The following is a 24,997-nucleotide window of genomic DNA, read 5'->3' as shown; positions in this document are numbered from 1 at the left end:
ACCCCCTTCTAAGTAAAAGCTCCTCGTAATGAGGAGCTTTCTGATTCATTCAAAGTAATTAGTAAAATCCAATTTCGGAGAGAATAAATGAGTAATCTTGCAATTATTCCGGCAAGGGGTGGGTCTAAGGGTATTCCCAAGAAAAATATTAAAGAAATTGCAGGTAAACCATTAATTGCCTGGAGTATAGAGCAGGCACTAAATTCTTCGAGCATTGAGCGCGTTATTGTTTCAACAGATTGTGAGGATATTGCTGCTGTAGCCAGGGAATATGGCGCAGAAGTGCCGTTCATGCGCCCTGCTCATCTCGCGAACGATACCGCCGCGACGGAACCTGCACTTTTGCATACCCTGGAATGGTTGGCTGAACACGAGAATTACCATCCAGACTATACCGTCTTGCTGCAGGCAACCTCTCCTGTACGTAAAGATGATGCGATTGATTCTGCAATCAAAAAGATTATCGAAAAAGAAGCCGATTCATTACTGAGTGTTTGTGAGTTTTGGCATTTTCTGTGGGAAAACGAAGACAATCCGAAAGCTTATTACGATTATTTAAACCGTCCGCGTCGGCAAGATATTAAGCCTGAAAATATCAAACTCAAAGAGAACGGTTCGATTTACGTTACGAAAAGTGAAATTCTCCTCAGCACCGGTAATCGTCTTGGCGGTAAAGTCATTGCGCATAAGATGTCTGAAGAGGAAAGCTTTGAAATTGACACCCTGCTGGATTGGGCGGTTGTTGAAGTAATTTTGAAAAATTGGAGTGGGAGATAATTTATGTTAATCCAGAAAAAGATATCTGATTTTTTAGTGTTTGAAACAGAATCAATCATTAAAGCATTAGAAAAAATCAACTCAAACAAAAAGCGAATTATTTTTGTCGTCACTGAAGACGGCAAGCTGTGCGGCTCTTTTTCTGACGGTGATTTCCGCCGCTGGATCACTAATGGTGATTTCGATCTGAGTCGCGAAATGTCAGAAGTGATGAACCAGAACGTTCGCTATAAAAAAGTGGACGCGCCACGTAACGAGATTGACTCACTGTTTACGAATGGCGTTGACGTATTGCCGCTGGTTGATGACTATCGGCGTCTGGTCGCCGTGGCGCTGCAAAGCGAAAAAGGCCTGACGATTGGCAAGCACACCATCACTGAAACTTCGCCGACGTACATTATTGCTGAAATTGGCAATAACCATAATGGCGACATCAAGTTGGCTAAGCATCTGGTTGACCTGGCGGTTGACGCGGGTGCTGATTGCGTTAAATTCCAAATGCGCGACCTGAGCTCGCTATATAAGGGCGGCAACGATAAAGACAAATCAGCCGATCTTGGCGCGCAGTACACGCTGGATTTGCTAAGAAAATTCCAGTTGAGCAATGAAGAACTGATCGAAGTGTTCGATTACTGCAAGGAGAAGGGGTTGACCCCGCTGTGTACCCCTTGGGATCTGAAGAGCCTTGAAGTACTGGAAAACTACGGTATGGAAGGTTATAAGGTCGCTTCCGCCGACTTCACCAACCACGAAATGTTGGCCGCACTGGCTGCTACAGGCAAACCACTGATTTGTTCTACCGGCATGTGCAGCGAAGCGGAAATCAAAAGCTCGGCTGATTTCCTGAAATCCAAAGGCGCCGAGTTTGTGATTCTGCATTGCAACTCAACGTATCCGACGCCGTTTAAAGACGTCAACCTGGCCTATATCAAGCGTCTGCAGCAGGTAACGGGTTGCCTGGTCGGGTATTCCGGCCATGAGCGCGGTATTTCCGTGCCGATCGCCGTTACTGCCTTGGGCGCGCGAGTGATCGAGAAACACTTCACCATCGACAAATCTATGGAAGGCAATGACCATAAAGTGTCTCTATTGCCACCTGAGTTCAAAGAGATGGTTGTGCGCATCCGCGAAGTTGAAGAGTCCATGGGCAATGCCGGCGAGCGTACTATCACCCAAGGGGAAATGATCAATCGCGAAACTCTGGCGAAGAGTTTGATTATCAATCGCGATCTGAAAAAAGGTGAAATCATTACCCGCGAGATGGTAGAAGTGAAGAGTCCGGGCCAGGGCTTGCAACCTCTGTATCTGGAGCAATTGGTCGGCAAGAAAGCCAATCGTGACCACGAAAAAGGCGGTTACTTCTACGAGTCAGATCTGAATGATGTAGCGATAGAGGCTAAGGACTATGACTTCAATCGTCCGTTCGGCATTCCTGTGCGCTATCACGATTACGGCAAGCTGAAGAATAAATCCAACCTGGATTTCGTCGAGTTCCACCTGAGCTATCAGGACATGGAGCTGGATTTGACCGAATTCTTCTCCGGCGCTGAAGATATCGGTTTTGCGGTACATAGCCCAGAGTTGTTCGCCAACGATCATATTTTGGACCTGGCGACGGATGATCCTGCTTATCTTGCCCATTCGATCAAACAGCTGCAGCGTGTCTGTGATGTGACTCGCGCATTAAAGCAGTATTTCCCGAAAACTGAGCGTCCGGTCATCGTGGTGAATGCGGGTGGTTTCAATACCACCGGTTTCTTGCCGAAAGAGTCGCGTCAGGCGATGTACGAACGTATTGGTGCCGCCTTGGGGGAGATCAATCAAGAAGGCGTTGAAATTATCATCCAAACGATGCCTCCATTCCCATGGCACTTTGGTGGCCAGAGCTACCACAACCTCTTTGTCGATCCGGACGAGATTAAAGCGTTCTGTGAAAAATACGACTATCGTATTTGCTATGATACGTCGCACTCCATGATGGCTTGCAATTATTACCAATGGGATCTTCATGGCTTCACCCAGAAAGTCGGCCCATATACCGCGCACATGCATATTGTTGATGCACTGGGTGTGGATGGTGAAGGAGTTCAGATCGGTAAAGGTGATGTGAACTTTGACGAGCTGGCAGATGATCTGCGCCGCTATGCGCCGGGCGCGCAATTTATTCCTGAAGTGTGGCAGGGGCACAAAAACCAAGGGGAAGGGTTCTGGCATGCGCTTAACTTCCTGGAAAAGTATCTATAAATGAGTAAAGCCATTATGGGGGCTGCGGCTTTGTCGATAGGGGATATTCTCGGCAAAGTCATCGGCTTCATCATATTGCCTTATTTGACAGCACACCTTGGCGCGTCGGGGTACGGCGCGCTGACTCTTTATTTGTCCGTTATTCAGATCTTGATCATTTTCATTTCGTTCAGTGGTCAAGGTCTGTTGCCGGTCAAATATATGCAGGAGGGGGAAGGGAGTTCCCTGGTGTTCCGCAGAGATAACATCACTTTGGCTGTCGCGTCGAGCGTGCTATTGGTGGCTATATTCTACATTGTCACACTGGTCACCAAGATCTCAGTTTCTTTCAGTGATGGTTTTCTGGTTGTTTTAGCTTCCCTGGCACAAGCGCTGAACTTTATCAATTTATCGCATTTACGCATTAGTCAGACCTATAAAGTTGCGGCTATCGGTCAATTTTTGCTTTCCGCATTCAACGTTTTGTTCACGATCGCTCTTTTTGAAATGATAGCGGCGACGCCAGGACAACGTTTGATAGCGATAGCGGCATCATTTTTCAGCATTCAGTTAGCTTATGAGTTCTTTGTCTACCGAAAGAGAGCGGTTAAACGCAGCGAGCTCGAGCCGCCGCGTAAACGTTATAAGGAAATCATTAGCTATGGAGTTTCCTTATTACCGCATCACGGTAGTTATTGGATTAAGTCATCGGTAGATCGTTTCTTTATCGCTCATTACATGAGCACTGCTGTTGTGGGGGTTTATGGCTTGGCGTTCCAGCTAACCTCCATTGTTATGCTTTTTTTTGGTGTAATCAATCAGGCGTTCCAGCCATTTATTTACCGCAAACTTAAAGCGAATGATTTTAGAGGCGTGGAACTTATTCAATATGGGTACACGGCTCTGGTTGTTGTCTCATGTATTATTTATTTCTTTATTCTGCCGTTTGTTTTTCCATATTTATTTAGTGCTGAGTTCAATAACGCCATTTATTACTTCAACATACTTTTGCCTGGAACTGCATTTTTATCGATTTATTATATTTTTACGCACTCACTGTTTTACTATCGTAAAAATAAATTAATATCGATTATTACTATGGGCTCGATGATTACGCATTTGATTGGTATCTTTGTCATCACCATGACGGAAATCAAAGTTGAGTATTTCTGCCTGGTTTATGCAATTTCCAGTTTTTATGCATGTGCAGTGACTTTTTATTGTGGCAAGCGACAGATCAGCATTGAGAGGAAAAGATGCTAGCAAGTCTTAAACGATGGTTGCGAAACTTACGTAAGCAGCGTTATCGCTCAAAAGTTATCAGAATGGCTGAAAGCTGCGGCCGCGATCCGAAAGTTAATTTTTTAACTGTGGTTAATAATAAAACCCGGCTTGGCGACAACTTCAACTCTAATGGTTTGACGGTGGTTGGCAAGGGCAGTGTTGTTATTGGTGATAATTTCCATTGTGGTTTTGGTTGTGTGCTAATTACAGAAAATCATAATCATCATGGAAACGCTATTCCCTATGATAATACTTATGTGCTGAAGGACACGCACATAGGAGATAATGTGTGGTTAGGAATCAATGTCATTGTTCTCCCTGGCGTCAGCATTGGTGAGGGGGCAATTATCCAAGCCGGTAGCGTGGTGGTTAAAAATATAGAGCCTTACGCTATAGCCGGCGGCCATCCTGCAAAACCCTTTTCGCAACGTGATGTTGCTCATTATCTGCAGCTTAAAGCTGAAGGCAAATTCCATTGAACGGCAACTAAACATTCATGCCCGTAGCTTAATCGGATATTAGAAATATGAGTAAGTACATTGCGTATATCGAGTCGCCGCTTCAGGCTTTTAATCTCATTGAGTATCTTGATGCGAATGACATCATGCTCGATCTGCTGATTGTCAATAAGCGCTCGGCCAATTCCGCGTTGAATCACGGGCAGATCGTGTATCTGCTGAAGATGATTAAGCATCGCTCCTTGAAAACCATTGATGTTGAGGGGAATTTGGGCAATGCTTTTGACATTAAGCGGCAATTGAAGAGCACGACCTCAGTAGTGAGTGCGAAGGAGACTGTCACTTTGATTGCCGGTGAGTACCGCGCCAGAGTTTTTTGGATTTTGGCGCATAAGTACCCAAAAAGGAATGTAGTTCTACTGGATGACGGTACGGCAACGCTCAGAATTAAACGTTACAATAATGTCACTACTCGGAGCATCGTAAAGTCGATTTTCCTTAAGTCACTTGGCATGACCAATAATGAGCGCGAAAAAATAACCTTTTTCTCTGTGTATAACATTGAAGGCAATGTTTCAAAACGCGATGTGGTCATTAAACACAGTTATCAAAACTTTAAGGCTAAACTGGCCAGCCTTCCTGATGGCAAGAACAGAGTCTTCATCATAGGCACGCCACTTTTTGAGGCGGGGGTAACGTCTGTTGATGACATTGATTTGACGCTTAAAATGATAAGCGATTTAAAGTCAAACCAGACTGATGCTGAACTTGTTTATATTCCTCACCGCCGCGAACGTGAAGAGAAAATAGAGGAAATCAGAAAGCATGTAGAGGTTCGTCGCTTGGATTTTCCTTTTGAAGTTTATCCGATTGTGGCTGGGGAGAACGTCAGGTCCATAGCCGGTTTTTATTCATCATTGTATGATAATCTTGTAAAAATATACGATGAAAAAATAAAAATAACCGCTTATGTTCTCGATGAGAAAGTTTTGTCGCCAGAGTGGATCGGATTCGTCGGCGCAATTTATAAAAACTATGAGAGTTATGAAAACGCAGATATTACGCTGATTAAAAACAAGCTTTAATCTTATAAATTATATTTTGGTGATGGGAATGAAGATTGCTTTAATTAACACGCTTTATGCTCCTTATAAAATAGGTGGTGCTGAAGTATCAGTCCAACTGTTGGCTGAAAGCTTGCAACGGGCCGGGCATGAAGTTGGTGTATTTTGTCTTCATGAACTTGATGAGGTAAAGTATGACACGCTTAATGGCGTGCATATCGCCTATTTACCTCTCAAGAATGTGTACTGGCCGTTCAAGGCATCAGCTGCAAGCAAATTAAAAAAAGCGATGTGGCACCTACTCGATTCTTATAATCCATTTATGGCTCGAGCCATACGTAACGAGCTACGCAAGTTTTCTCCGGATGTGGTGCACACCAACAACCTCAGCGGGTTTTCCGTTGCTGCGTGGCGAGTGGCCAAGAAGCTGGGGGCGCGCGTGGTGCATACGACTCGCGATTATTATCTATTCCACCCTAATGGAACGTTGTTTAAACATGGCCAAAATATGGATGTACATTCGCCTGCAGTGCGCATCGCCTCTTATCTAAAGAAAAAAGCCAGTCAGCGCGTGGATGCTTTTGTTGGTATTAGTAAATATATTTCCGCCTTGCATCAGGGAAATGGATTTGCTCGCAACGCGGTGCATACGCATATCTACAACCCTGTCGCGGCGATAGACTACGTACCGACCGTCAGCGAAAAGGTCAGGATCGGTTTTGTCGGTCGTCTCACCGAAGACAAAGGGTTTGATGAGTTTTGTGCTCTGGCAAAACAGGCCAGCGGCGATCCTCAGGTTGCATTCTACGCTGCCGGCAGATTCAACGGTGACGCTTCTGGCGAGAAGTTGAAGGGGTTGGCGTTGGAAGCAGGCATTCATTTGCTTGGCTTTATCAAGATTGAAGAGTTTATGACGCAGATTGACGCCGTTGTTCTACCGACGCGGTGGAATGAACCCTTTGGGCGGACAGTTGCGGAATCAGCCATCTCTGGTAAGGTTGTGTATACGTCTTTCAATGGTGGTGTGGCTGAAATCGCCGCTTTTTACGACAACATTTTCGAGCTAAAAGATTTTTCTGTCGCTAGTGTGGTAAGCGTCGTTAGAGAAAATAACAATAAATCGCGTCGTTCGTTTTTTGAACTGGAAAAAATAACCGATGCCTATGAGAGTGTGTATAGAGGGTCATAATGAGAGTATCGACAAAGTCGCTGGTTGTTTTTCTTTTGCTGACGTACATGGCATTGCTCTCATTGAACGGCGTCGTGACCGTCGCTGCGTATATGTCGACCAGGGCACTTTTGTTATATAAAGACTTTTTTGCCATGGCAGTTCCAGTTTTCGTGCTAATACTACTTTTTGCGCGTAATCCTACCGTATCAAAACAGTGTAGAAGCGTATTGGTCTTTTTCTTGTCAATGGTAGTCTTCTCGTTAGTTTATATTCTTCTTAGTATGATTGCCGGCAGATTTGATTTCTTCCGCTCTATAGTTCAGTTTCGCTTAGAGTTGCTTACATTCGGTTCTTTTTTCTTCGCGGCCGTTTTACTTCTTTTCGAATATAATGAACGTGTCGAGATTGTTAATAAAATCATCAAGTACTATATTTTCTTTGCCGTATTGAATGCGCTTTTTGCGGTCGCCGAATCCAGCTTGGCAGGCCTGCTTTATGCGCTAATCGGTTTTGACCCAGGCCCACAGTTGACACAGTTTGGTAAAGAATATGGTCTTCTGCTGCGCACTATCCAAGGTCAATTACGTGCTTTTGGTTTGCTCACCGGGCCATTCAGCCTCAGTGAATATCTGTTCTTTGCACTGGTGTTATCGCCTTATGTAAGCGTAAAACATCGCAAAAAGTATATTCTTCTCATTATGGTAGGGATCGCATTTTCAACATCGAAAACGGCGATCATTATGGCGCTGCTTTATATCATGTTCCTGATGTTGAGACGCTTCTTCTCTCAACGTTTTAGCCTGAACTCAGTTACTATGGTAACGATGGTCTTGTCACTGTTCTTTTATATTACGACAACCAATTACAGTATTTATGAGATGATATTTCCGAAGGAGAATGCTTATGCGGAGAACAGCATTTTACTTCGCACAGTCAATATAGAGGCCGTGCGAGCTGACAGTGAATATTCGCCATTTATCGGTGCTGGGTATGCTGTGAATGGCAACGCGGTGATTGGTGATGACAACACGAACTCAATCCCACTTGACAGTATGTATATCTACATGTTGTCGAATTACGGGAATGTCGGCATTATTCTTCTTGTTATTGTCGCTACGGTCATTCTTGGCATTCTTTATCAACGTACTCGTCTTGGCCTTAATCCCAGTATTTACCTATACTGGATGATCTCGCTATCGATGAACTTTGTTTATAATAATCCGTTGACAAACTATCCGGGCTACATATTCCCAATCATTATCTCAATCTTGTTATTGTCGATTAGAACGCCCGAGACGGGGGCCGTGAGTCGGTCAAGGAAGAATGTAGGCTATATTCAATCGCTACATTGACGCGATGTTATTTAAAGTTACGAGGTAATTAATGATCTATGTCAATGCGCGATTTTTAACGCAGGATTTGACAGGTGTTCAGCGGTTTGCTCAAGAAATATGTCTTGCGCTGAGTAAAATTAGGCATGATGTCATTTTTGTATCGCCACCTAATATTATTCATCACGATATCGCGTCGCAATTGAATGTTCAGGTGGTAGGTAAGAGAAGTGGCCATTTTTGGGAGCAGTTGGAGCTTCCCACTTTTTTAAGGAAAAAGAAAAGTCCGCTTCTCATTAATCTTTGTAATACGGCGCCGATCTTTTATCGTAATAAAATTGTTACTCATCACGATATTATATATAAACGCTATCCGCAAAGCTACTCTGCAAAGTTTCGTTTTGTTTATAATAACCTAGTCCCTCTGATGCTGCGTCACAGTAAGGCGTTGATCACGGTTAGTGAATTTTCTAAAAAAGAAATTAGCCAGGCGTTTGACTACCCATTAAAAAATATTTACGTAATCTATAATGCGGTCTCTGATCAGTTTAAACCCGCTGCGCCAGTATCCAATACAGAGCGCCCCTATTTATTGGCTGTTTCGTCTCCAAATTATCACAAAAACTTTCATGGTCTGATTGCCGCTTTCTCTCAAATGGCAAACAGCCAGGATGTAACACTGAAAATCATTGGAGCCGCCAATAAGAACTTCGCGGATGTGGGGTTTTCGACAAAAGAAACTGCGGTGAACGATAACATACAGTTTTTGGGGCGGGTGAGCGATCAACAGCTTGTCGAACTCTATTCTCATGCTCGTGCCTTTGTGTTTCCTTCTTTATATGAAGGGTTTGGCATTCCTCCGTTAGAAGCGCAGGCTTGTGGCTGCGCGGTAGTATCGTCCAATCGTGCTTCTTTGCCCGAGGTGTTGTTGCAGAGTGCATTGTACTTTGATCCGGAGAATATCCCGGAAATGCAACAGGCACTGGAGCGGATTATACAGGATGAAGCGTTGCGCCAAACGTTAATCGCTGAGGGTTTTGAGAATGTCAAACGTTTCGATTGGATGCGTTCGGCTGCAGCGTTGAGCGAGATAATGACGAGAGCTATGTAATGAAAAAAAAAGTGCTGCATGTTGCCGAAACAGTGAAAGGTGGTGTCGCTACGGTAATTAGACAACTTGTACAGCAAAATGATGAATTTGATTTTTACTGTGTGTTGCCCGATAGCCAATACCGCGAGATCGGGGCTTTCCCTGATGAAAAAATGAAGGTGTTTTCGCGTTCCGGGAGAAATATTTCTTCATTTATCTCTTTGGCTATTAACTATATCCAGTTGGTGCGTAAAGAAAAACCGGATGTCATTCACGTCCACAGTACTTTTGCAGGGGTTATTTGCCGGTTGTTAACGCCATTGATAAGAATGACGTGCAAACCCAAAATTATTTATTGCCCGCATGCTTTTTCTTTCCTGATGGACACATCAGAAAAGAAAAAAAAGGTCTATGCCAAGATAGAGAAAGTTCTGCAAAAGAATACCGATCTGATCATCTGTACCAGCGAATATGAGAAAAGAACGGCGCTGATGGCCGGAATTAACCCTGGTAATTTGACCGTGGTGTATAACGGCGTAGAGCCTCCTGTCGCGTTGCCCGATGATACCAACCCTTATCATCAAGATAAAATCAATATATTGTTTGTTGGCCGCTTTGATTACCAAAAAGGATTTGATTTGGTTCAGCAGATTGCCGACAAACTGGATGACAGATTTTTAATCACGATCGTCGGCGGCAATGTGCATGCGAAAGAACAACCCGCGTCTCATGTCCGAATGGACTTTAAAGGCTGGTTGACGCCTGCAGAGATGGCTCCTTATTTTACTTATGCGGATGTGTTGTTGATGCCAAGCCGCTGGGAATCGTTCGGCCTTGTCGCCGTTGAGGCAGAGAGCTATGGGTTGCCTGTGGTTGCCAGCCGCTGCAGTTCATTGCCGGAGGTGGTGAATGAAGGTGTTACTGGCTATCTGTTTGAGACCAATGCAGCTGATGAGGCCGCTGAAATACTGAGTACTCGCGACAAACACGATTGGGGTGCAATGAAAGCAGACTGTGTCGATTTCTACAATGCTAATTTCACTTCAGAAAAAATGGTATCCAATACCTACCGTCTTTACAGATAATCGATACATCCACGTTTTTTGGAATGAAAATAAATTTTTGTTTCCTATTATATTTAATCGGTGAGAGTAAAAATGAGTAACCTTTACCCTGTTATTATGGCTGGGGGAACAGGAAGTCGCCTGTGGCCGCTTTCTCGTGAATTATTTCCCAAACAGTTTTTAGCACTGTGCAACGAGTTTTCCATGTTGCAAACAACGGTCATGCGGCTTAAAGGGTTAGACATTATTGATCCTCTTGTTATATGTAACGAAGAGCATCGTTTTATCGTGGCTGAACAGCTACGACAAATAACGCGTTTGTCACATAATATTATCCTGGAGCCGGTAGGGCGCAATACCGCGCCGGCGATTGCGCTCGCCGCTTTGCAGGCCGTTTCCAGCGGTGACGATCCGCTGATGTTGGTATTGGCCGCGGATCACGTCATTCAGGACGAAGAGATTTTCCGCGACGCGGTGAATCAGGCTATTCCTTATGCTGAAGCGGGAAAACTGGCTACTTTCGGCATAGTACCGACGGGCCCGGAAACGGGCTATGGGTATATTCAAAAAGGTGCCAGCATCGACGGTTCCAGTATTTGCGGCGTTTCGCGGTTCGTTGAAAAACCTGATCTTGATACTGCGCAGCAGTATCTGGCCAGCGGTGAATATCTCTGGAATAGCGGTATGTTCTTGTTCAAAGCCAGCCGTTACTTGGAAGAATTGGGTCGCTTCCGCCCAGATATTTTGGAAGCGTGTAAGTTGTCGCTCGCGCATCTTACCCCCGATATGGACTTTATCCGCGTTGATCGAAACGCTTTCATCGCCTGCCCGGACGAGTCTGTCGATTATGCCGTGATGGAACAGACTGCAGATGCTGTCGTCGTGCCTCTGGACGCGGGGTGGAATGACGTCGGGTCATGGTCTGCGTTGTGGGAAATCAGCGAAAAAGACACTAAAGGGAACTCTACTTTCGGTGATGTTCTTGAGCATAACTGTTCAAATAACTACATTCGCGCGGAGCATAAATTGGTGGCCGCTGTTGGGGTGAACAATCTGGTTGTGGTTGAAACAAAAGACGCCGTGTTGATTGCCGATAAAGATAAAGTGCAAGACGTGAAGGAAATCGTCAATCAGCTGAAACGTCAAAAGCGCTCCGAAAGCAAACAGCATCGAGAGGTTTATCGTCCATGGGGCAAACATGATGCGATTGCGCAAGGCGATCGTTTCCAGGTTCGCCGCATTACCGTGAAACCTGGTGAGAAATTGTCCTTGCAGATGCATCATCATCGCTCGGAACACTGGGTGGTGGTGTCAGGCACCGCCAAAGTGCATACCAATGGAAAAATGCAACTCATCAGTGAAAACGAATCCGTTTATATCCCTCTTGGGGTTGAACATTCTCTCGAAAACCCGGGAAAAATCCCGTTGGATTTGATTGAGATTCAATCGGGCGCCTATTTGGGCGAGGACGATATCGTGCGAATCGGCGATTCCGCTCAGCATAATTAAGAATTTTGGTGCGGCGGATATTTGAGCCGCATCGCTGTATTTACATTTGGTAAGGATCTCAATATGTCTCAATCATTGACTTGTTTCAAAGCATACGACATTCGCGGGCAACTGGGTGAAGAACTGAACAGCGATATCGCCTATCGTGTCGGCCGTGCCTATGGAGAGTTTTTGCAACCTCAAAGCGTTGTCGTCGGGGGGGACATTCGTTTGACCAGCGAGGAACTAAAACTTGCGTTGGCTGAGGGGCTACGCGATGCTGGGGTTAATGTTCTGGATATTGGTGTCAGTGGGACTGAAGAAATCTATTTTGCCACTTTCCACCTAGGTCTCGATGGTGGCATCGAAGTGACGGCCAGCCATAATCCTATGAATTACAATGGAATGAAGCTGGTGCGCAGCCAAGCCAAACCGATCAGCGGTGATACCGGTTTGCGCGATATTCAGCGCCTGGCGGAAAATAACAGCTTCGCTGCGGTTGATCCGGCCAAGCGCGGTAGCTACGAAAAAATATCGATTGAAAAAGAGTATGTGGATCATCTGCTGGGCTATGTGAATACGGCTAACTTCAAACCGTTGAAGCTGGTGGTCAACTCCGGTAACGGCGCTGCCGGCCACGTCATCGATGCTATCGAATCGCGTTTCAAGCAGCTTCAGGTGCCGGTTGAGTTTATCAAGGTTCATCACCAGCCTGACGGCAATTTCCCCAACGGGATCCCTAACCCGTTGCTGCCGGAATGTCGGGAAGATACGGCGCAAGCAGTGCGCCAGTACCAGGCAGATATGGGGATCGCGTTTGACGGTGATTTCGATCGCTGCTTCTTGTTCGATGAGAACGGTGGATTCATTGAAGGTTACTATATCGTTGGCCTGCTGGCCGAGGCGTTTCTGGAGAAAGACGGCGGGGCGAAAATCATCCATGACCCGCGCTTGAGCTGGAACACCATTGATGTGGTCAAGCAGGCGGGCGGAGTGCCGGTGATGTCGAAAACAGGCCATGCATTCATTAAAGAACGTATGCGCCTGGAAGACGCCGTATACGGCGGCGAGATGAGTGCCCACCATTACTTCCGCGACTTTTCATATTGCGATAGCGGCATGATCCCATGGCTGTTGGTTGCTGAGTTGTTGTGCATTAAGAACAAGACGCTCGGGGAGTTGGTCGGGGATCGTATGATCGCGTATCCAGCATCGGGTGAAATTAATAGCAAACTGCAAAATCCAAAAGCCGCGATCGAAAGAGTATTAAATCGCTATCGGCCTTCGGCGCTGGAATATGACACGACCGATGGCATTAGTCTGGAATTTGCAGATTGGCGATTTAATTTACGCAGCTCGAATACTGAGCCAGTGGTGCGCTTGAACGTCGAGTCGCGAGCCAATCCTGCACTGATGCAGAAAAAAACAGAGGAAATACTGGCCTTGCTTCGAAGCTGATCTCTGGTTTTAAAGCTATATTCTAATGCTGGGCGGGCGGTATACGGCCCAGCATTGCGAAGTGATATAGGTACCAGAGAAAACTAACAAAAGGCATCTATACTATGATAGTTAATAGGCAGTTATCTATGAACGGTTTCCGTCGGGGTGTGTTGCATACTAATGCGTCTCTTACTTCAATGCTTCAGCGCTTCTCTGATATTTTCGTTATCTTTAGCGGGTTGTACTTATCCTGCTTAATCTCCGGTGCCGCATTCAGCATGCAACACTGGATTATGGTATTAATTTCGATCGTCATCTTCCAAATGATTGGTGGTATTACTGATTTTTATCGATCATGGCGTGGTGTGCGCGCGGGTCTGGAAATCCAGCTCATTCTGCAAAACTGGTCGTTGAGCCTGCTGTTGACGTCGGGCACGGTGGCATTGATAAATGTGTTCAACAACGAATATTCCATTTATATCCAATGGTATCTGTTGGTGTGCTGCGGTTTGATCATTACGCGCAGTGTGATCCGGCTGCTCTTGGGATACATGCGCAATATTGGTTTCAATACCCGTAATGTGGCCATCATGGGGGCGATGCCCGTCGGCATTCGCCTGGCAGAGTCTTTACGTGATGCTCACTGGATGGGATTTAAAGTGTTGGGCATTTACGACAATGATAATTCTCCATTGAACAGCAAGATTGAGCGCTGTGGTGACTTGTCTCAACTCGTCAGCGATGCAAAATGTGGGCGCATTGATCGGGTATATATCGCAATGTCGATGGAGCAGGAAAAATTGATCAAAGATACGATTGCGGATCTTTCTGATACGACCTGCTCAGTGATGCTGATTCCTGATATCTTTACGTTCAATATATTACAGTCGCGTTCTGAAGAAATTAATGGTGTCCCTGTCGTTTCATTGTTTGATACGCCAATGAGCGGGATTAACCAGGTGATTAAGCGTATTGAAGACATCGTTCTGTCAATATTTATTCTGCTGTTCATTTCTCCGGTTCTGCTGCTGATCGCTGGTATGGTTAAGTTTACCTCTACCGGTCCGATCATCTTCAAACAAAGGCGTTATGGCATGGATGGCAAGGCTATCGAGGTATGGAAGTTCCGTTCGATGACCGTGATGGAAGATGGTGATAAAGTCGTTCAAGCAAAAAAAGGGGACACGCGTTTAACACCGGTCGGTGCCTTCTTGCGGCGCACCTCTCTGGATGAACTGCCGCAGTTTGTCAATGTATTGAAAGGCGACATGTCGATCGTAGGTCCAAGGCCGCATGCCGTGGCACATAATGAGCAGTATAGAAAGTTGATTAATGGCTATATGCTGCGCCATAAAATGAAGCCAGGCATTACGGGGTGGGCCCAGATCAACGGTTGGCGTGGCGAGACGGATACGTTGGAAAAAATGCAAAAGCGCGTTGAGTTCGATTTGGACTATATCCGTAACTGGAGCGTTTGGTTGGACATTAAAATCGTCTTCCTGACCATTTTCAAAGGATTCATTAATAAAGCGGCGTACTGAGATTTTCTCCGAGCGCCGCGCTCGGGAAATGCGGATTTCCTGATCTCTGGGGTATTGAGACGATTCATTTTTCTTTTAAAACTGGAGGTCAGATGTTGACTAAAGCAAGCCGTAAACGGATGCGTCGCCAGCGACCCGCCGCATCGCTGGCTCTCGCATTGCCGCTGATGTTCATTAGTGCGAACGCGTTGGCTTTCGAAGTCGGGGTGCATGCGCATTTTCGCTGGTATCCCAGCGATCCGGATAAATATTTGGAGCTGATCAAGCGATACGGTTTCACGTCGTATCGTGCGGATTTTCCCTGGAGCGGGTTGGAACAGCAAAAAGGGCAATATGTCATAACCGGCAATATGCAAAAGGCTGACCAAGCGTTTAACGATGCTCAGGCGAAATTCGGTCTGAATGGGTTATTAGTATTGGCGTACGGTAACAAGCTTTACGATCCATCGGGTTATCCAACCACTCCTGAGGCCATTCAGGCTTTCGCCAATTATGCGTATTGGACAGCGTCTAAATACAAGGGCAAGATCAAGTATTACGAGATCTGGAACGAATGGACGAATGCCACTGCAATTAAGCCAAAGCCGCGGACGCCTCCGCCGCCGGAAATTTTCGTCGCGCTGGTGAAAGCAACGGCGGCTGCGGTTAAAAAAGCCGATCCCAACGCAATTGTCATTACGGGAACGGCTAACCCAACAGGCACCCGCGATCCTTCCTGGGTTGATAACATCGTTAAACTCGGCGTGTTGAATTACGTTGATGGCTTCTCCATCCACCCGTACTCCTATGGCAACGATAATTACGCTATACGGGCCCCTGAGGGGAACCTCGGCGTCGTGGATAAATTCGAGGCCCGGCTTGCAAAGGCAGCCGGTAAGACGGTGCCGATTTATATCACGGAAATCGGCGTGCCAACCTATGACGGTAAAGGCGGGTTATCAAAAGATGTGGCCGCGCAATATGTGGTGAAATATACCTTCCTGGCCAAATCGCGTCCCTTTATTAAGGGGGTATGGTGGTACGATTTGCTCGATGATGGCGACAACCCGAAAATCAACGAACATCGATTTGGGTTGCTGACGCGGAACGGTCAACCGAAGCCGTCGATGGTGGCTTTAAGTCAGGTGGCAGATATTGCGCGATCGTACTCCGTCGAAAAATATCAAGTGCTGCCGGGTGGGAAAATCTCCATAGCCCTGAAAGGGAATAATCAGCATGCGATGCTTTTCTGGCAGGAAAAACCGGTGAGCCAACCTGCAAGCGGCATTTCTTCAAGTCTGCGCAGTTTTATGTCTGCTGAAGCTCCGCAAAGCCAAAGTGCCACACCGCTCAAAGAGGTTCAGGGGAATACGGCCGCACCCGATGGTGATGTACCGGTAATGATGCGTTCCAGTGCTCCTATCGCATCGCCTTGGTAGGCTATCGAGAGCGCCGTACGCGCCGTGAATAAAAAACCGCAAGCTTAATAAGCTTGCGGTTTTTTTTTATCCAGGCTTAAGCGACGTGCTTCTTCATCACTCGCCGACATTGGTGCCAATAAAAAACCAGCCGGCATAGCCGGCTGGCATCAGTACACGTATTGCATTTCCCCTCGCGGCGCTGAATACAAATCAGCTCGCTCGGCGATGGCGCTACGCTTATGCGTAGTGCAGCGTATCCACCAATTGCTGGTGGTTTTGCCCAGTCAGGTAAACCACGGTGTCATTGAGGTCCAGCGTGTGGTTATCGTTGTTATCGATAATCACATAGGAGCTGGCGGTATTGCCGCCACCGCTGAATACAACGGATGCCACACCCACTTTCGCCGTCAGCGAGTTGCTGCTATCCAGACCCAAGATACCGCCCAGCAGACCGATAACGCCATTGGTCAAACCGCCCACCAGTGTCCCCAACAACGCATCCAACGTGTCGGCAGAGCGCGTACCGTAGTTCGCTACCGCAGTGCCGCTAGCGTCATCGGAGATAGTCAGGCCGCCATGGTTCACGTCGACAATCGAGTCCTTGAGGCTATTAAAGTCCTTGATGGTCACACCCGCCTGCGTGTTACTCGCCTTGATGTCATAGGTGTTGGCACCTGCGCCACCGGTCAGCGTGGTGTTGCCAATCACGCCCAGGGTATCGGCAGCACTGGAACCTTCTACGGTCATTTGGTAACCGTTCAGGCCCAACGCCGTCAACACCGGCGCCAACAGGTTGGTGGTAATGACGCTCAGCGGCAGAATGTTCAGCAACTGAACGATGATACCGTCACCGGTACCGCCATGGCTGGAGTCGAGATTCAGACCCGCGGTATTGGTGGATGCATTGATATCACGCACGTTGCTGAAACCGCTGCCCAGCGTCAGATCCAGCGCGTGGTCACCGGTCACGTTGATGGTCTGAACCTGCGCATTGGTGCCGGCCAATGACAGAATGTTATCAAAGCTGCCGGTACCGCCTGAGGCCACGTTCACCGTGGTCAGCGCGGTACCCAACAGGGCGCTGCTGCTGCTGTTGAGGGTGATGGCGCCGGCATTGACGTTGGCAGAGCTCACCGCATCGAAGTTGATATTGAAGTGATCGGTGGCGTTCTGGACAAAGGTGAAATTCAGCGTACTGGCAGCGGTAGCATCCCCTTTCACTGCCAACTGCGCGGCGTTGCCGCCGGCGGCGTTAATGACGTTGACGTTGGCCAGACCGGAGACCACAAACCCCTGCGTGCCCAGATTGGTGGCCGCGGCGTTCTGCGTAACCGTGCCGCCCGTAGTGCCTTCGACCGTGGACGTGCCGTTGGTCAGGCCAAAGTCAAAGGTGTTGTTTGGCGTTGTCACGCTGGTGGTAGTCGGTGAACCAATCAGCGGCGTCGTAATCAGCGTACCGACGGACTTGCCGATATAGCCGGTCAGGTCGATCTGCTCGAAGTTCGAGAAGTTGTTGGCGTTGCTGGTCACGGTGCTGGTGCGAACGCCCAAGGCGTTTTGGTTGGTCACCACGGTTTTGGTAATGAAGTTGGCGGAGATGGAGTCCGTACCCGCGCCGCCATTAGCTGAGATGCCGGCGCCGACGGTATTGGCTGCGCCGGTTGCCGCATTCCCCGCCCATTTCAGCGAGTCGTTGCCGTTGCCAAGGTTAAAATCGCCGGTGCCCGTGGCGATATTAGCCGTCGACGTCACGATGACATCATCATTCCCGGAACTGGCGTTCAGAATCACGTTGCCATTGTTAACGGTAATATCGACACCAGGGTTAACGCCGTTGTCAGACAGGTTGACCGTTGCTGCGCTGGTGCCGTTGATGGTCAGATTCGCCAGATGGTCGGCGAACTTCAGGTTCACGATGCTGGCGGCATTGGCGTTCAGTTGCACATCCGTCAACACTGCCGTTTCGGCGTTGCTGATTTGGTGAGATGCGCCGGTGTTGACGCTCCCCGTTGCGTTGCCGCCGGCGGCCGTTGCCGTCAGAGACGCCGCGGTTTTGTACAGCAGGCTGGTACCGATATCGAACTCGAAACCATGCTGTTGAGTGACGGTGGCACTGTCAGTGGCGACGGAGCTGCGCAGGTCGTTGATAATGGCCTGCGTGATGGCCGTTTTGCTCCCCAGCGCACCATAGCTGGCTAATTGCGCAGAGGTGGCGGCGGTGCCATGCACCAGGGTAAAGATATGCTGAACAAAATCATCGCCAGTCAATTGAGCGCCTTTCTTTTGCGACTCTGCGGAATTGATCAGGGTAGTGATGACTTGTGCATAAGTCTTACCGGCAAACAGTTCTTTGCTCCAGGTGTCCAGCCCGCTGGCATCGACGCCACGGCCAGGAATTGCCAGGAAGGCCGCTGCGACTTGTTCTTGATAGTTCAGAGCCGGCAGTTCACCCGGTTGCCACACGTGCGTCGCCGCCTGGAAGTGCTGTTGGGCCGTGGTATCGCCGGCGGCAACGGTGCCCTTCAGTGCTGCGATCACTTGAGCTACAACGTCGCCGCGAGTCGAGCCGCCACTCAGCAAGGCGAGATAGCTGCTGCTTTCGGCCGAAGTTGGTGCGCGTTCATAGCTGTTTTGGAAGATGGCGTTGATGAAATCGCTATCGCTTAACGTTTTCAGCGGGCTGTTGTTCACGAAGGTTTGTGCGACCGCCGCCAGCGTTTTGCTGCCCTGCGCCAATACGGTTCCCCAGTAGGTAATGCCGTCCTGAGTTTGCGTTAAGCCCACGACATGGAAAACACCCTGGACGTCAGCTGCGCCGGCCGACGATGCGGCGGTTGCGACAGGGAACAGGGTTTTTTCGACTTGGGCTTCGAAATTGCTCTGTGCTGTCAGCAGCGTTGAATCAAAACCGCTGTAGCTGAGTACGTCGTTAATCACCTTGGCGACGACGGACGCCGTGGTGGGGTTGCCCGCTAAAAGATCGGCAAGCACGCTGCTGCTAGGGGCGCTGCCGTTTACTGCGGTGTATATCTTGGTTACGATCTGAGAAGCCGTCAGACCGTTCAGGCTTGCGGTGCCTGCAATGAATTTTTGCGCAACTTGTTCCAGAGAAAGTGCAGAAGTTTCAATTTTCTGCGAGTAGTAATCTAACGCCGCGGTGTCAATATTCTTTCCAGAGATTGCAAGGAAAAAAGCAGCCGCTTTTTGCTGTGCTACTAATGTGGCCATACGTTACCCCTTTGGATGTACCCATTTTCTACGGACATAAGAAAGATGTGACCGGCCCCCCATAGCCGTGCCAGGAAGAGGTTTGGTCAGGTTTTTTAGTATTAAATCTTGTAAAAACAACGGCATATAAAAATGACACACTAATGCCAATTGTTGCTTTCACGGTTTAATCAAAGGAGCTGATGAGATTTTTGTCAAGGCTATAGGATTTTTTTTATTTTTTTGTTTTTTGTTTTTCTATAACCAATTGTGATCTCAATTAATCCTTCAGGTTTGCTGCATGAAATTAATGTTTTTATGTCTAAAATAATTACCTTTGGCTTTTTAACATTGGGGATTATTAGATTTCTAATGATTTAGCTGGCGTGGCATCGGGAATGGCTTCGGTGATGCATGGCGGATGCGATGTGATGGCATACTCGTTTAGCCTTCGCTAACTTTTTGCTTTGTATTGTTTTTTTTTGTTCTGTTTGGCACATGTTTTTTTCATCTGCCAGCCTTGCTGGAATTCCATATATGTATCTATAGTTAATGAAAAAGCATCTGCAGTCTTGAGCATGTTTGGGGCTTTTTTTGTGAGGTTAATCTCATAAATATCAATGCGGATTGGACTGACAGTGCACATGATGTAAGGGCAGAAAGTGAATCAATTTATACCGCGCAACGAAATTGCGGATGTTATACGGACTCGCAGCAAGGTTTTCTGGACCGTTGGCATATTTACCGCATTTATTAATTTATTAATGCTAGTTCCTTCTATCTATATGCTCCAGGTTTACGACCGGGTGCTTCCTTCGCGTAATGAAATCACGCTGTTGATGCTGACGCTGATCATGTTGGGCATGTTCGGCATGATGTCGCTGTTGGAATACGTGCGTAGCATGGTGGTGATCCGTATCGGTAGCCAGCTGGATATGCGCCTCAACACGCGAGTCTACACTGCGGCCTACGAGGCGAATCTGAAAAACGGTTCGTCTGACGCCGGCCAGATGCTGAGCGATTTGACCAATCTGCGCCAATTCCTCACCGGCAGCGCGCTGTTCGCCTTCTTTGATGCGCCGTGGTTTCCGATCTATCTGTTGGTGATATTCCTCTTTAACCCTTGGTTGGGGCTCTTCGCCATGGTCGGTGCGCTGTTGCTGATCGCATTGGCGGTGATCAACGAAATGGTGTCGAAAAAGCCGCTGGCGGAGGCCAGCAAGCTGTCGATTATGTCCGGTACGCTGGCCAGCACCAATCTGCGAAATGCCGAAGTGATCGAGGCTTTGGGGATGTTGCCCAATCTGAAACGCCGGTGGTTCGGTTTGCACCAGCGGTTCTTGAACAGTCAGCGCATCGCCAGCGAACGCGCATCGCGGGTCACGTCGATCACCAAGTTTGTGCGCATGTCGCTGCAATCGCTGGTGCTGGGGTTGGGGGGCTGGCTGGCGATCGATGGGCATATCACGCCCGGTATGATGATCGCCGGCTCCATTCTGATGGGGCGAACGCTGGCACCGATTGAGCAGGTTATTAACGTCTGGAAGAGCTACAGCGCGGCGAAGCTTTCTTATGGCCGGTTGGTCAAGCTGCTGGAAACGCACCCGCAACGGGGTACCGGTATGTCCTTGCCGCGTCCGGAAGGGGTACTCGCCGTAGAAGGCGTCACCGCCACGCCGCCGGGATCCAAAGGCGATGCGGTATTGCATAACGTGAGTTTTGCTATCCAGCCCGGTGACGTGCTGGGGATCATTGGCCCGAGCGCGTCGGGGAAATCGACGCTGGCTCGTTTGCTGGTCGGCATTTGGCCGGTCAGTGAAGGGATTGTTCGGTTGGATAATGCCGACATCTATCAGTGGAACAAGGATGAATTGGGGCCGTATATCGGCTATCTGCCGCAGGACATTGAGCTGTTTGCCGGGACTATCGCCGAGAATATCGCACGCTTTAACGATATCGACTCAGAGAAAGTCATTGAAGCCGCTAAGCTGGCCGGTGTGCACGAACTGATCCTGCGTTTCCCGAACGGCTACGATTCGGTGCTCGGTAACGGTGGCGCTGGGCTGTCCGGTGGACAGAAACAGCGTATCGGCCTGGCGCGCGCACTGTACGGCGACCCTTCGCTGGTGGTTTTGGATGAGCCTAACTCCAATCTGGACGATGCGGGCGAGAAAGCGTTGAACCAGGCCATTATGTTCCTCAAGCAACGTAATAAAACGGTGGTTCTGATTACCCATCGCACCAATTTGCTGTCGATGACCAGCAAGCTGTTGCTCTTGGTGAATGGCAACGTCAACGCGTTCGGCCCGACTCAACAAGTGCTTCAGGCGTTAGCCAATGCGCAAAAAGCGCAGACGCAACCGCCTCAGCAAGCGGTGAGGGCGGTAAATTCCGAGCCGGATGAAGGCAACATCCCGAAAACGCAAATTAATTAAGCCGTGAATTGCCTGATGGCTTTATTGCCGTCCGCAGTTTAAAGGAGTTGGTATGTCGACGCACATTGGCGAGCCGCAAGACTCGTATATTGAAGAGATCCCGCAGGATGAACGGCGGTTTACCCGGATGGGCTGGCTGGTGGTGGGAATTGGCCTGTTCGGATTTTTGGCTTGGGCAGCATTCGCGCCTTTGGATAAAGGGGTGGCATCACCGGGATCGGTAACTGTTTCCGGCAACCGCAAAACGGTGCAGGCTCCGGCCAGCGGCATCATCAAAAATATCGCGGTGAAAGAGGGCGACAAGGTGAAAGCTGGTGAAGTCCTGGTGCAGTTGAGCCAGGTGCAGGCACAGGCGCAGGTCGATTCCCTGCGCGACCAGTATTACACCACGCTGGCCACCGAAGGGCGTTTACTCGCTGAACGCGATGGTCTGAGCAGCGTCACTTTTTCTCCCATTTTTACCCAGATCAAGGATCAGCCGCGCGTGGCTGAAATCATCGCGTTGCAAACCCAGCTGTTCGCCTCCCGCCGCCAGGGTCTGCAAAGTGAAATTGACGGTTATAAGCAGTCGATGGACGGGATTCGTTTCCAATTGAAAGGCCTGCAGGATTCGCGCGCCAACAAGCAGATCCAACTTTCCAGCCTGCGTGAGCAGATGAACAGCATGAAGCAACTGGCGGCGGACGGCTACCTGCCGCGCAACCGCTACCTGGAAGTGCAGCGTCAGTTTGCCGAGGTGAACAGCAGCATCGATGAAACCGTCGGGCGGATTGGCCAACTGCAAAAGCAACTGCAGGAGTCTCAGCAGCGTATCGACCAGCGTTTCGCCGACTATCAGCGCGAGGTCAGAACGCAACTGGCGCAAACCCAAATGGACGCCAGCGAGTTTCGCAATAAGCTGCAAATGGCCGATTTCGATCTGGGCAACACCGCCATCACTTCACCGGTGGATGGCACCGTAGTCGGATTGAATATCTTCACTCAGGGGGGCGTCGTGGGAGCGGGTGACCACCTGATGGACGTTGTACCCAGCCAGGCGACATTGGTGGTGGATTCTCGCCTCAAAGTCGACCTGATCGATAAGGTGTACAACGGGTTGCCGGTGGATCTGATGTTTACCGCCTTCAACCAAAACAAAACCCCGAAAATTCCGGGAACGGTCACGTTGGTTTCCGCCGACCGTCTGGTCGACAAAGCCAACGGTGAGCCTTACTACCAGATGCAGGTCACGGTCTCGCCGGAGGGCATGAAGATGCTCAGTGGCGAGGACATCAAGCCGGGGATGCCGGTAGAAGTGTTCGTGAAAACGGGGTCACGCTCGCTGCTGAGCTATCTGTTTAAACCTATTTTGGATCGCGCTCATACTTCATTAACCGAGGAATAATTTTGATTCAATCAAAACGACAGGCTGCCGGTCTGGTTATCGGCACCCTTTTGTTTGCGATATCTGCGCCGGTTTATTCGATAGGGATTTTAGACGCATATTCGCTGGCATTAGAAAAGGACCCGACCTTCCGGGCGGCTATAAAAGAGAAAGAAGCGGGAGATGAGAACGAAAACATCGGCAGGGCGGGGCTGCTGCCGAAAGTGTCGCTGAACTACCAGAATTCGCCGCGTAACTGGCAGACGCAAAAATACCCGCAGAGCGACTTTTTCGGCAATGTTTCGGAGGTCACCCGGCGGCAACAATATCGCAGTTATTCCAGCTCGATCACGCTGACGCAGCCGCTGTTCGATTATGAAGCGTACGCGCGCTACAAAGCCGGCGTAGCGCAGACGATGATGTCGGACGAGCGCTATCGCAGTAAGTTGCTGGATCTTGCGGTTAGGGTGATTAACGCCTATGTCGAAGTGGCCTATTCCAAGGATCAAATCGCGTTGGCCGAAGCGCAAAAGACGGCTTACAAGGAACAGTTGACCTTGAACGATCGCCTGATGAGCGCCGGTGAAGGCACCATTACCGACGTATCGGAAACTCAGGCCCGCTACAGCCTGGCCGAAGCGCAGGTAATCGAAGCGCGCGATGCGCTGGACGCCGCGCAGCGCGAATTGGAAGTGATTATCGGCATACCGCTGAACCAACTGGATGAATTGCAGGTTTTGCGGCCTGGCAAGTTTAAGGTGGCGCCGCTGATCCCGTCCAAGTTCGAAGAGTGGCAAAAGATCGCGCTGGAGAACAACCCGGTGCTGGCCGCCTCGCGTCATGGCGTGGATGCCGCTAAGTATGACGTCGAAAGGAATCGGGCGGGCTTTATGCCGCAGGTTCAGCTGTATGCTTCGCATTCGGAAAACGACTCCAGCAGCGATAACACGGTTAACCAGAAATACCGTACCGACAGTATCGGTGTGCAGGTCAGCATGCCTATTTATTCCGGTGGCGGCGTTTCGGCGTCGACCCGGCAGGCGGCAGCGCGCTATGGCCAGGCGATGTATGAAATGGATGCGCAGACAGGCACCACGCTCAACGATCTGCGCAAGCAGTACAATTTGTGCATCAGCAGCCGCGCCAAGGTGGCGGCCTATGAGCTGGCGGTACAATCGGCCACCACACAGGTGACGGCGACCCGGCAAAGCGTGCTGGCCGGGCAACGTGTCAACGTTGACGTGCTCAACGCCGAACAGCAGCTCTATAGCGCCCAGCGCGATCTGGCCTCCGCCAAGTACGCCTATATCAAGTCCTGGATTACCTTGCTGAGCGACTCCGGTACGTTGGACGAAAAAGATGTTATGCGGGTAGCGCAGTATTTTGCCCGCAGTCGTTAGCTCGTTTCCGAGCGGAATCTGGCATGAATATTTATCTGAAAGAGCAGCGTTGAGCTGCTCTTTTTCGATGGATGAGCCCTTTCATCACGCGACGCTATTTGATTAGCAGAGCGGTTCTCCTTGCCTGAAAAGGCGTCTATGCCCCCAAACGCCATTGACAGGGAACGGCTTGTACGTTTGGGTGTCGAATCGGGTGCGATATAGCGTTAAAGCAGGAAAATAGCCGAGGGAGAATGTTGCACCTGACCCCGTCGGGCAAGG

17 protein-coding genes are annotated in these 24,997 nt (G+C 49.0%); 16 read left to right on the top strand and 1 reads right to left on the bottom strand.

All coding sequences use genetic code 11. The features are described 5' to 3' along the window. Nucleotides 1-87: 87 nt before the first annotated feature. From ACUTSC_RS07420 to ACUTSC_RS07360, 13 genes are all read left to right on the top strand, one after another. Nucleotides 88-777 carry an acylneuraminate cytidylyltransferase family protein gene (locus ACUTSC_RS07420; RefSeq protein ID WP_197766543.1) on the top strand — a complete coding sequence of 230 codons (690 nt, stop codon included), beginning with the start codon at nucleotides 88-90 and terminating at the stop codon, nucleotides 775-777. A 3-nt stretch (nucleotides 778-780) separates the two neighbouring features. Continuing rightward, nucleotides 781-3,021: an N-acetylneuraminate synthase family protein gene (locus ACUTSC_RS07415; protein ID WP_197766542.1), complete on the top strand. Its 2,241-nt coding sequence runs from the start codon at nucleotides 781-783 to the stop codon at nucleotides 3,019-3,021. Next, on the top strand, nucleotides 3,022-4,263 hold the full coding sequence (locus ACUTSC_RS07410) for an oligosaccharide flippase family protein (RefSeq protein ID WP_443002675.1): 1,242 nt from the start codon (nucleotides 3,022-3,024) through the stop codon (nucleotides 4,261-4,263). Next, on the top strand, nucleotides 4,257-4,763 hold the full coding sequence (locus ACUTSC_RS07405) for an acyltransferase (protein WP_197766540.1): 507 nt from the start codon (nucleotides 4,257-4,259) through the stop codon (nucleotides 4,761-4,763). Before ACUTSC_RS07410 ends, ACUTSC_RS07405 begins: the two co-directional genes overlap by 7 nt. Nucleotides 4,764-4,810: 47 nt before the next feature. Next, the gene (locus ACUTSC_RS07400; RefSeq protein WP_443002674.1) at nucleotides 4,811-5,827 is read left to right on the top strand and encodes a hypothetical protein; all 1,017 of its coding nucleotides are present in this window, start codon (nucleotides 4,811-4,813) and stop codon (nucleotides 5,825-5,827) included. 28 nt (nucleotides 5,828-5,855) lie between these two features. Then, nucleotides 5,856-6,995, top strand: a complete 1,140-nt coding sequence (locus ACUTSC_RS07395) for a glycosyltransferase (RefSeq protein ID WP_197766538.1) — start codon at nucleotides 5,856-5,858, stop codon at nucleotides 6,993-6,995. Then, nucleotides 6,995-8,329: an O-antigen ligase family protein gene (locus ACUTSC_RS07390; protein WP_197766537.1), complete on the top strand. Its 1,335-nt coding sequence runs from the start codon at nucleotides 6,995-6,997 to the stop codon at nucleotides 8,327-8,329. The genes ACUTSC_RS07395 and ACUTSC_RS07390 overlap by 1 nt, the downstream gene beginning before the upstream one ends. Nucleotides 8,330-8,360: 31 nt before the next feature. Next, nucleotides 8,361-9,419 carry a glycosyltransferase gene (locus ACUTSC_RS07385; RefSeq protein WP_197766536.1) on the top strand — a complete coding sequence of 353 codons (1,059 nt, stop codon included), beginning with the start codon at nucleotides 8,361-8,363 and terminating at the stop codon, nucleotides 9,417-9,419. Next, nucleotides 9,419-10,483, top strand: a complete 1,065-nt coding sequence (locus ACUTSC_RS07380) for a glycosyltransferase (protein ID WP_197766535.1) — start codon at nucleotides 9,419-9,421, stop codon at nucleotides 10,481-10,483. The genes ACUTSC_RS07385 and ACUTSC_RS07380 overlap by 1 nt, the downstream gene beginning before the upstream one ends. Nucleotides 10,484-10,555: 72 nt before the next feature. Further along, nucleotides 10,556-11,971, top strand: a complete 1,416-nt coding sequence (locus tag ACUTSC_RS07375) for a mannose-1-phosphate guanylyltransferase/mannose-6-phosphate isomerase (protein WP_443002672.1) — start codon at nucleotides 10,556-10,558, stop codon at nucleotides 11,969-11,971. A 63-nt stretch (nucleotides 11,972-12,034) separates the two neighbouring features. Beyond that, nucleotides 12,035-13,408, top strand: a complete 1,374-nt coding sequence (cpsG, locus tag ACUTSC_RS07370) for a phosphomannomutase CpsG (RefSeq protein ID WP_197766533.1) — start codon at nucleotides 12,035-12,037, stop codon at nucleotides 13,406-13,408. Between the two features lie 128 nt (nucleotides 13,409-13,536). Beyond that, entirely contained in the window at nucleotides 13,537-14,931 is a 1,395-nt protein-coding gene (gene wcaJ, locus ACUTSC_RS07365) for an undecaprenyl-phosphate glucose phosphotransferase (protein WP_197766532.1), read from the top strand. A 92-nt stretch (nucleotides 14,932-15,023) separates the two neighbouring features. Then, on the top strand, nucleotides 15,024-16,349 hold the full coding sequence (locus ACUTSC_RS07360) for a cellulase family glycosylhydrolase (RefSeq protein ID WP_197766531.1): 1,326 nt from the start codon (nucleotides 15,024-15,026) through the stop codon (nucleotides 16,347-16,349). Between the two features lie 219 nt (nucleotides 16,350-16,568). Here ACUTSC_RS07360 and ACUTSC_RS07355 read toward each other — a convergent pair whose 3' ends face one another. Then, nucleotides 16,569-19,559: a DUF4214 domain-containing protein gene (locus ACUTSC_RS07355; RefSeq protein ID WP_197766530.1), complete on the bottom strand. Its 2,991-nt coding sequence runs from the start codon at nucleotides 19,557-19,559 to the stop codon at nucleotides 16,569-16,571. A gap of 641 nt (nucleotides 19,560-20,200) precedes the next feature. Here ACUTSC_RS07355 and ACUTSC_RS07350 point away from each other — a divergent pair. The 3 genes from ACUTSC_RS07350 to ACUTSC_RS07340 are packed head-to-tail and all read left to right on the top strand — an operon-like array spanning nucleotide 20,201 to nucleotide 24,736. Beyond that, entirely contained in the window at nucleotides 20,201-21,973 is a 1,773-nt protein-coding gene (locus ACUTSC_RS07350) for a type I secretion system permease/ATPase (protein WP_445653241.1), read from the top strand. A 52-nt stretch (nucleotides 21,974-22,025) separates the two neighbouring features. Continuing rightward, nucleotides 22,026-23,357: an HlyD family type I secretion periplasmic adaptor subunit gene (locus ACUTSC_RS07345; RefSeq protein WP_063989335.1), complete on the top strand. Its 1,332-nt coding sequence runs from the start codon at nucleotides 22,026-22,028 to the stop codon at nucleotides 23,355-23,357. Between the two features lie 2 nt (nucleotides 23,358-23,359). Continuing rightward, on the top strand, nucleotides 23,360-24,736 hold the full coding sequence (locus ACUTSC_RS07340; RefSeq protein WP_063989336.1) for a TolC family outer membrane protein: 1,377 nt from the start codon (nucleotides 23,360-23,362) through the stop codon (nucleotides 24,734-24,736). Nucleotides 24,737-24,997 lie beyond the last annotated feature (261 nt).

Source organism: Serratia sp. TSA_105.2, from assembly GCF_052692115.1.
The sequence above is the reverse complement of the archived record's forward strand: the minus strand, read 5'-3'. Positions and strand labels throughout refer to the sequence as shown.

Excerpts from the sequence above, each read along its gene's own strand:
- ACUTSC_RS07420 (WP_197766543.1), top strand. The coding sequence starts at position 88 with ATGAGTAATCTTGCAATTATTCCGGCAAGGGGTGGGTCTAAGGGTATT.
- ACUTSC_RS07415 (WP_197766542.1), top strand. The coding sequence starts at position 781 with ATGTTAATCCAGAAAAAGATATCTGATTTTTTAGTGTTTGAAACAGAA.
- ACUTSC_RS07410 (WP_443002675.1), top strand. The coding sequence starts at position 3,022 with ATGAGTAAAGCCATTATGGGGGCTGCGGCTTTGTCGATAGGGGATATT.
- ACUTSC_RS07405 (WP_197766540.1), top strand. The coding sequence starts at position 4,257 with ATGCTAGCAAGTCTTAAACGATGGTTGCGAAACTTACGTAAGCAGCGT.
- ACUTSC_RS07400 (WP_443002674.1), top strand. The coding sequence starts at position 4,811 with ATGAGTAAGTACATTGCGTATATCGAGTCGCCGCTTCAGGCTTTTAAT.
- ACUTSC_RS07395 (WP_197766538.1), top strand. The coding sequence starts at position 5,856 with ATGAAGATTGCTTTAATTAACACGCTTTATGCTCCTTATAAAATAGGT.
- ACUTSC_RS07390 (WP_197766537.1), top strand. The coding sequence starts at position 6,995 with ATGAGAGTATCGACAAAGTCGCTGGTTGTTTTTCTTTTGCTGACGTAC.
- ACUTSC_RS07385 (WP_197766536.1), top strand. The coding sequence starts at position 8,361 with ATGATCTATGTCAATGCGCGATTTTTAACGCAGGATTTGACAGGTGTT.
- ACUTSC_RS07380 (WP_197766535.1), top strand. The coding sequence starts at position 9,419 with ATGAAAAAAAAAGTGCTGCATGTTGCCGAAACAGTGAAAGGTGGTGTC.
- ACUTSC_RS07375 (WP_443002672.1), top strand. The coding sequence starts at position 10,556 with ATGAGTAACCTTTACCCTGTTATTATGGCTGGGGGAACAGGAAGTCGC.
- cpsG (WP_197766533.1), top strand. The coding sequence starts at position 12,035 with ATGTCTCAATCATTGACTTGTTTCAAAGCATACGACATTCGCGGGCAA.
- wcaJ (WP_197766532.1), top strand. The coding sequence starts at position 13,537 with ATGAACGGTTTCCGTCGGGGTGTGTTGCATACTAATGCGTCTCTTACT.
- ACUTSC_RS07360 (WP_197766531.1), top strand. The coding sequence starts at position 15,024 with ATGTTGACTAAAGCAAGCCGTAAACGGATGCGTCGCCAGCGACCCGCC.
- ACUTSC_RS07355 (WP_197766530.1), bottom strand. The coding sequence starts at position 19,559 with ATGGCCACATTAGTAGCACAGCAAAAAGCGGCTGCTTTTTTCCTTGCA.
- ACUTSC_RS07345 (WP_063989335.1), top strand. The coding sequence starts at position 22,026 with ATGTCGACGCACATTGGCGAGCCGCAAGACTCGTATATTGAAGAGATC.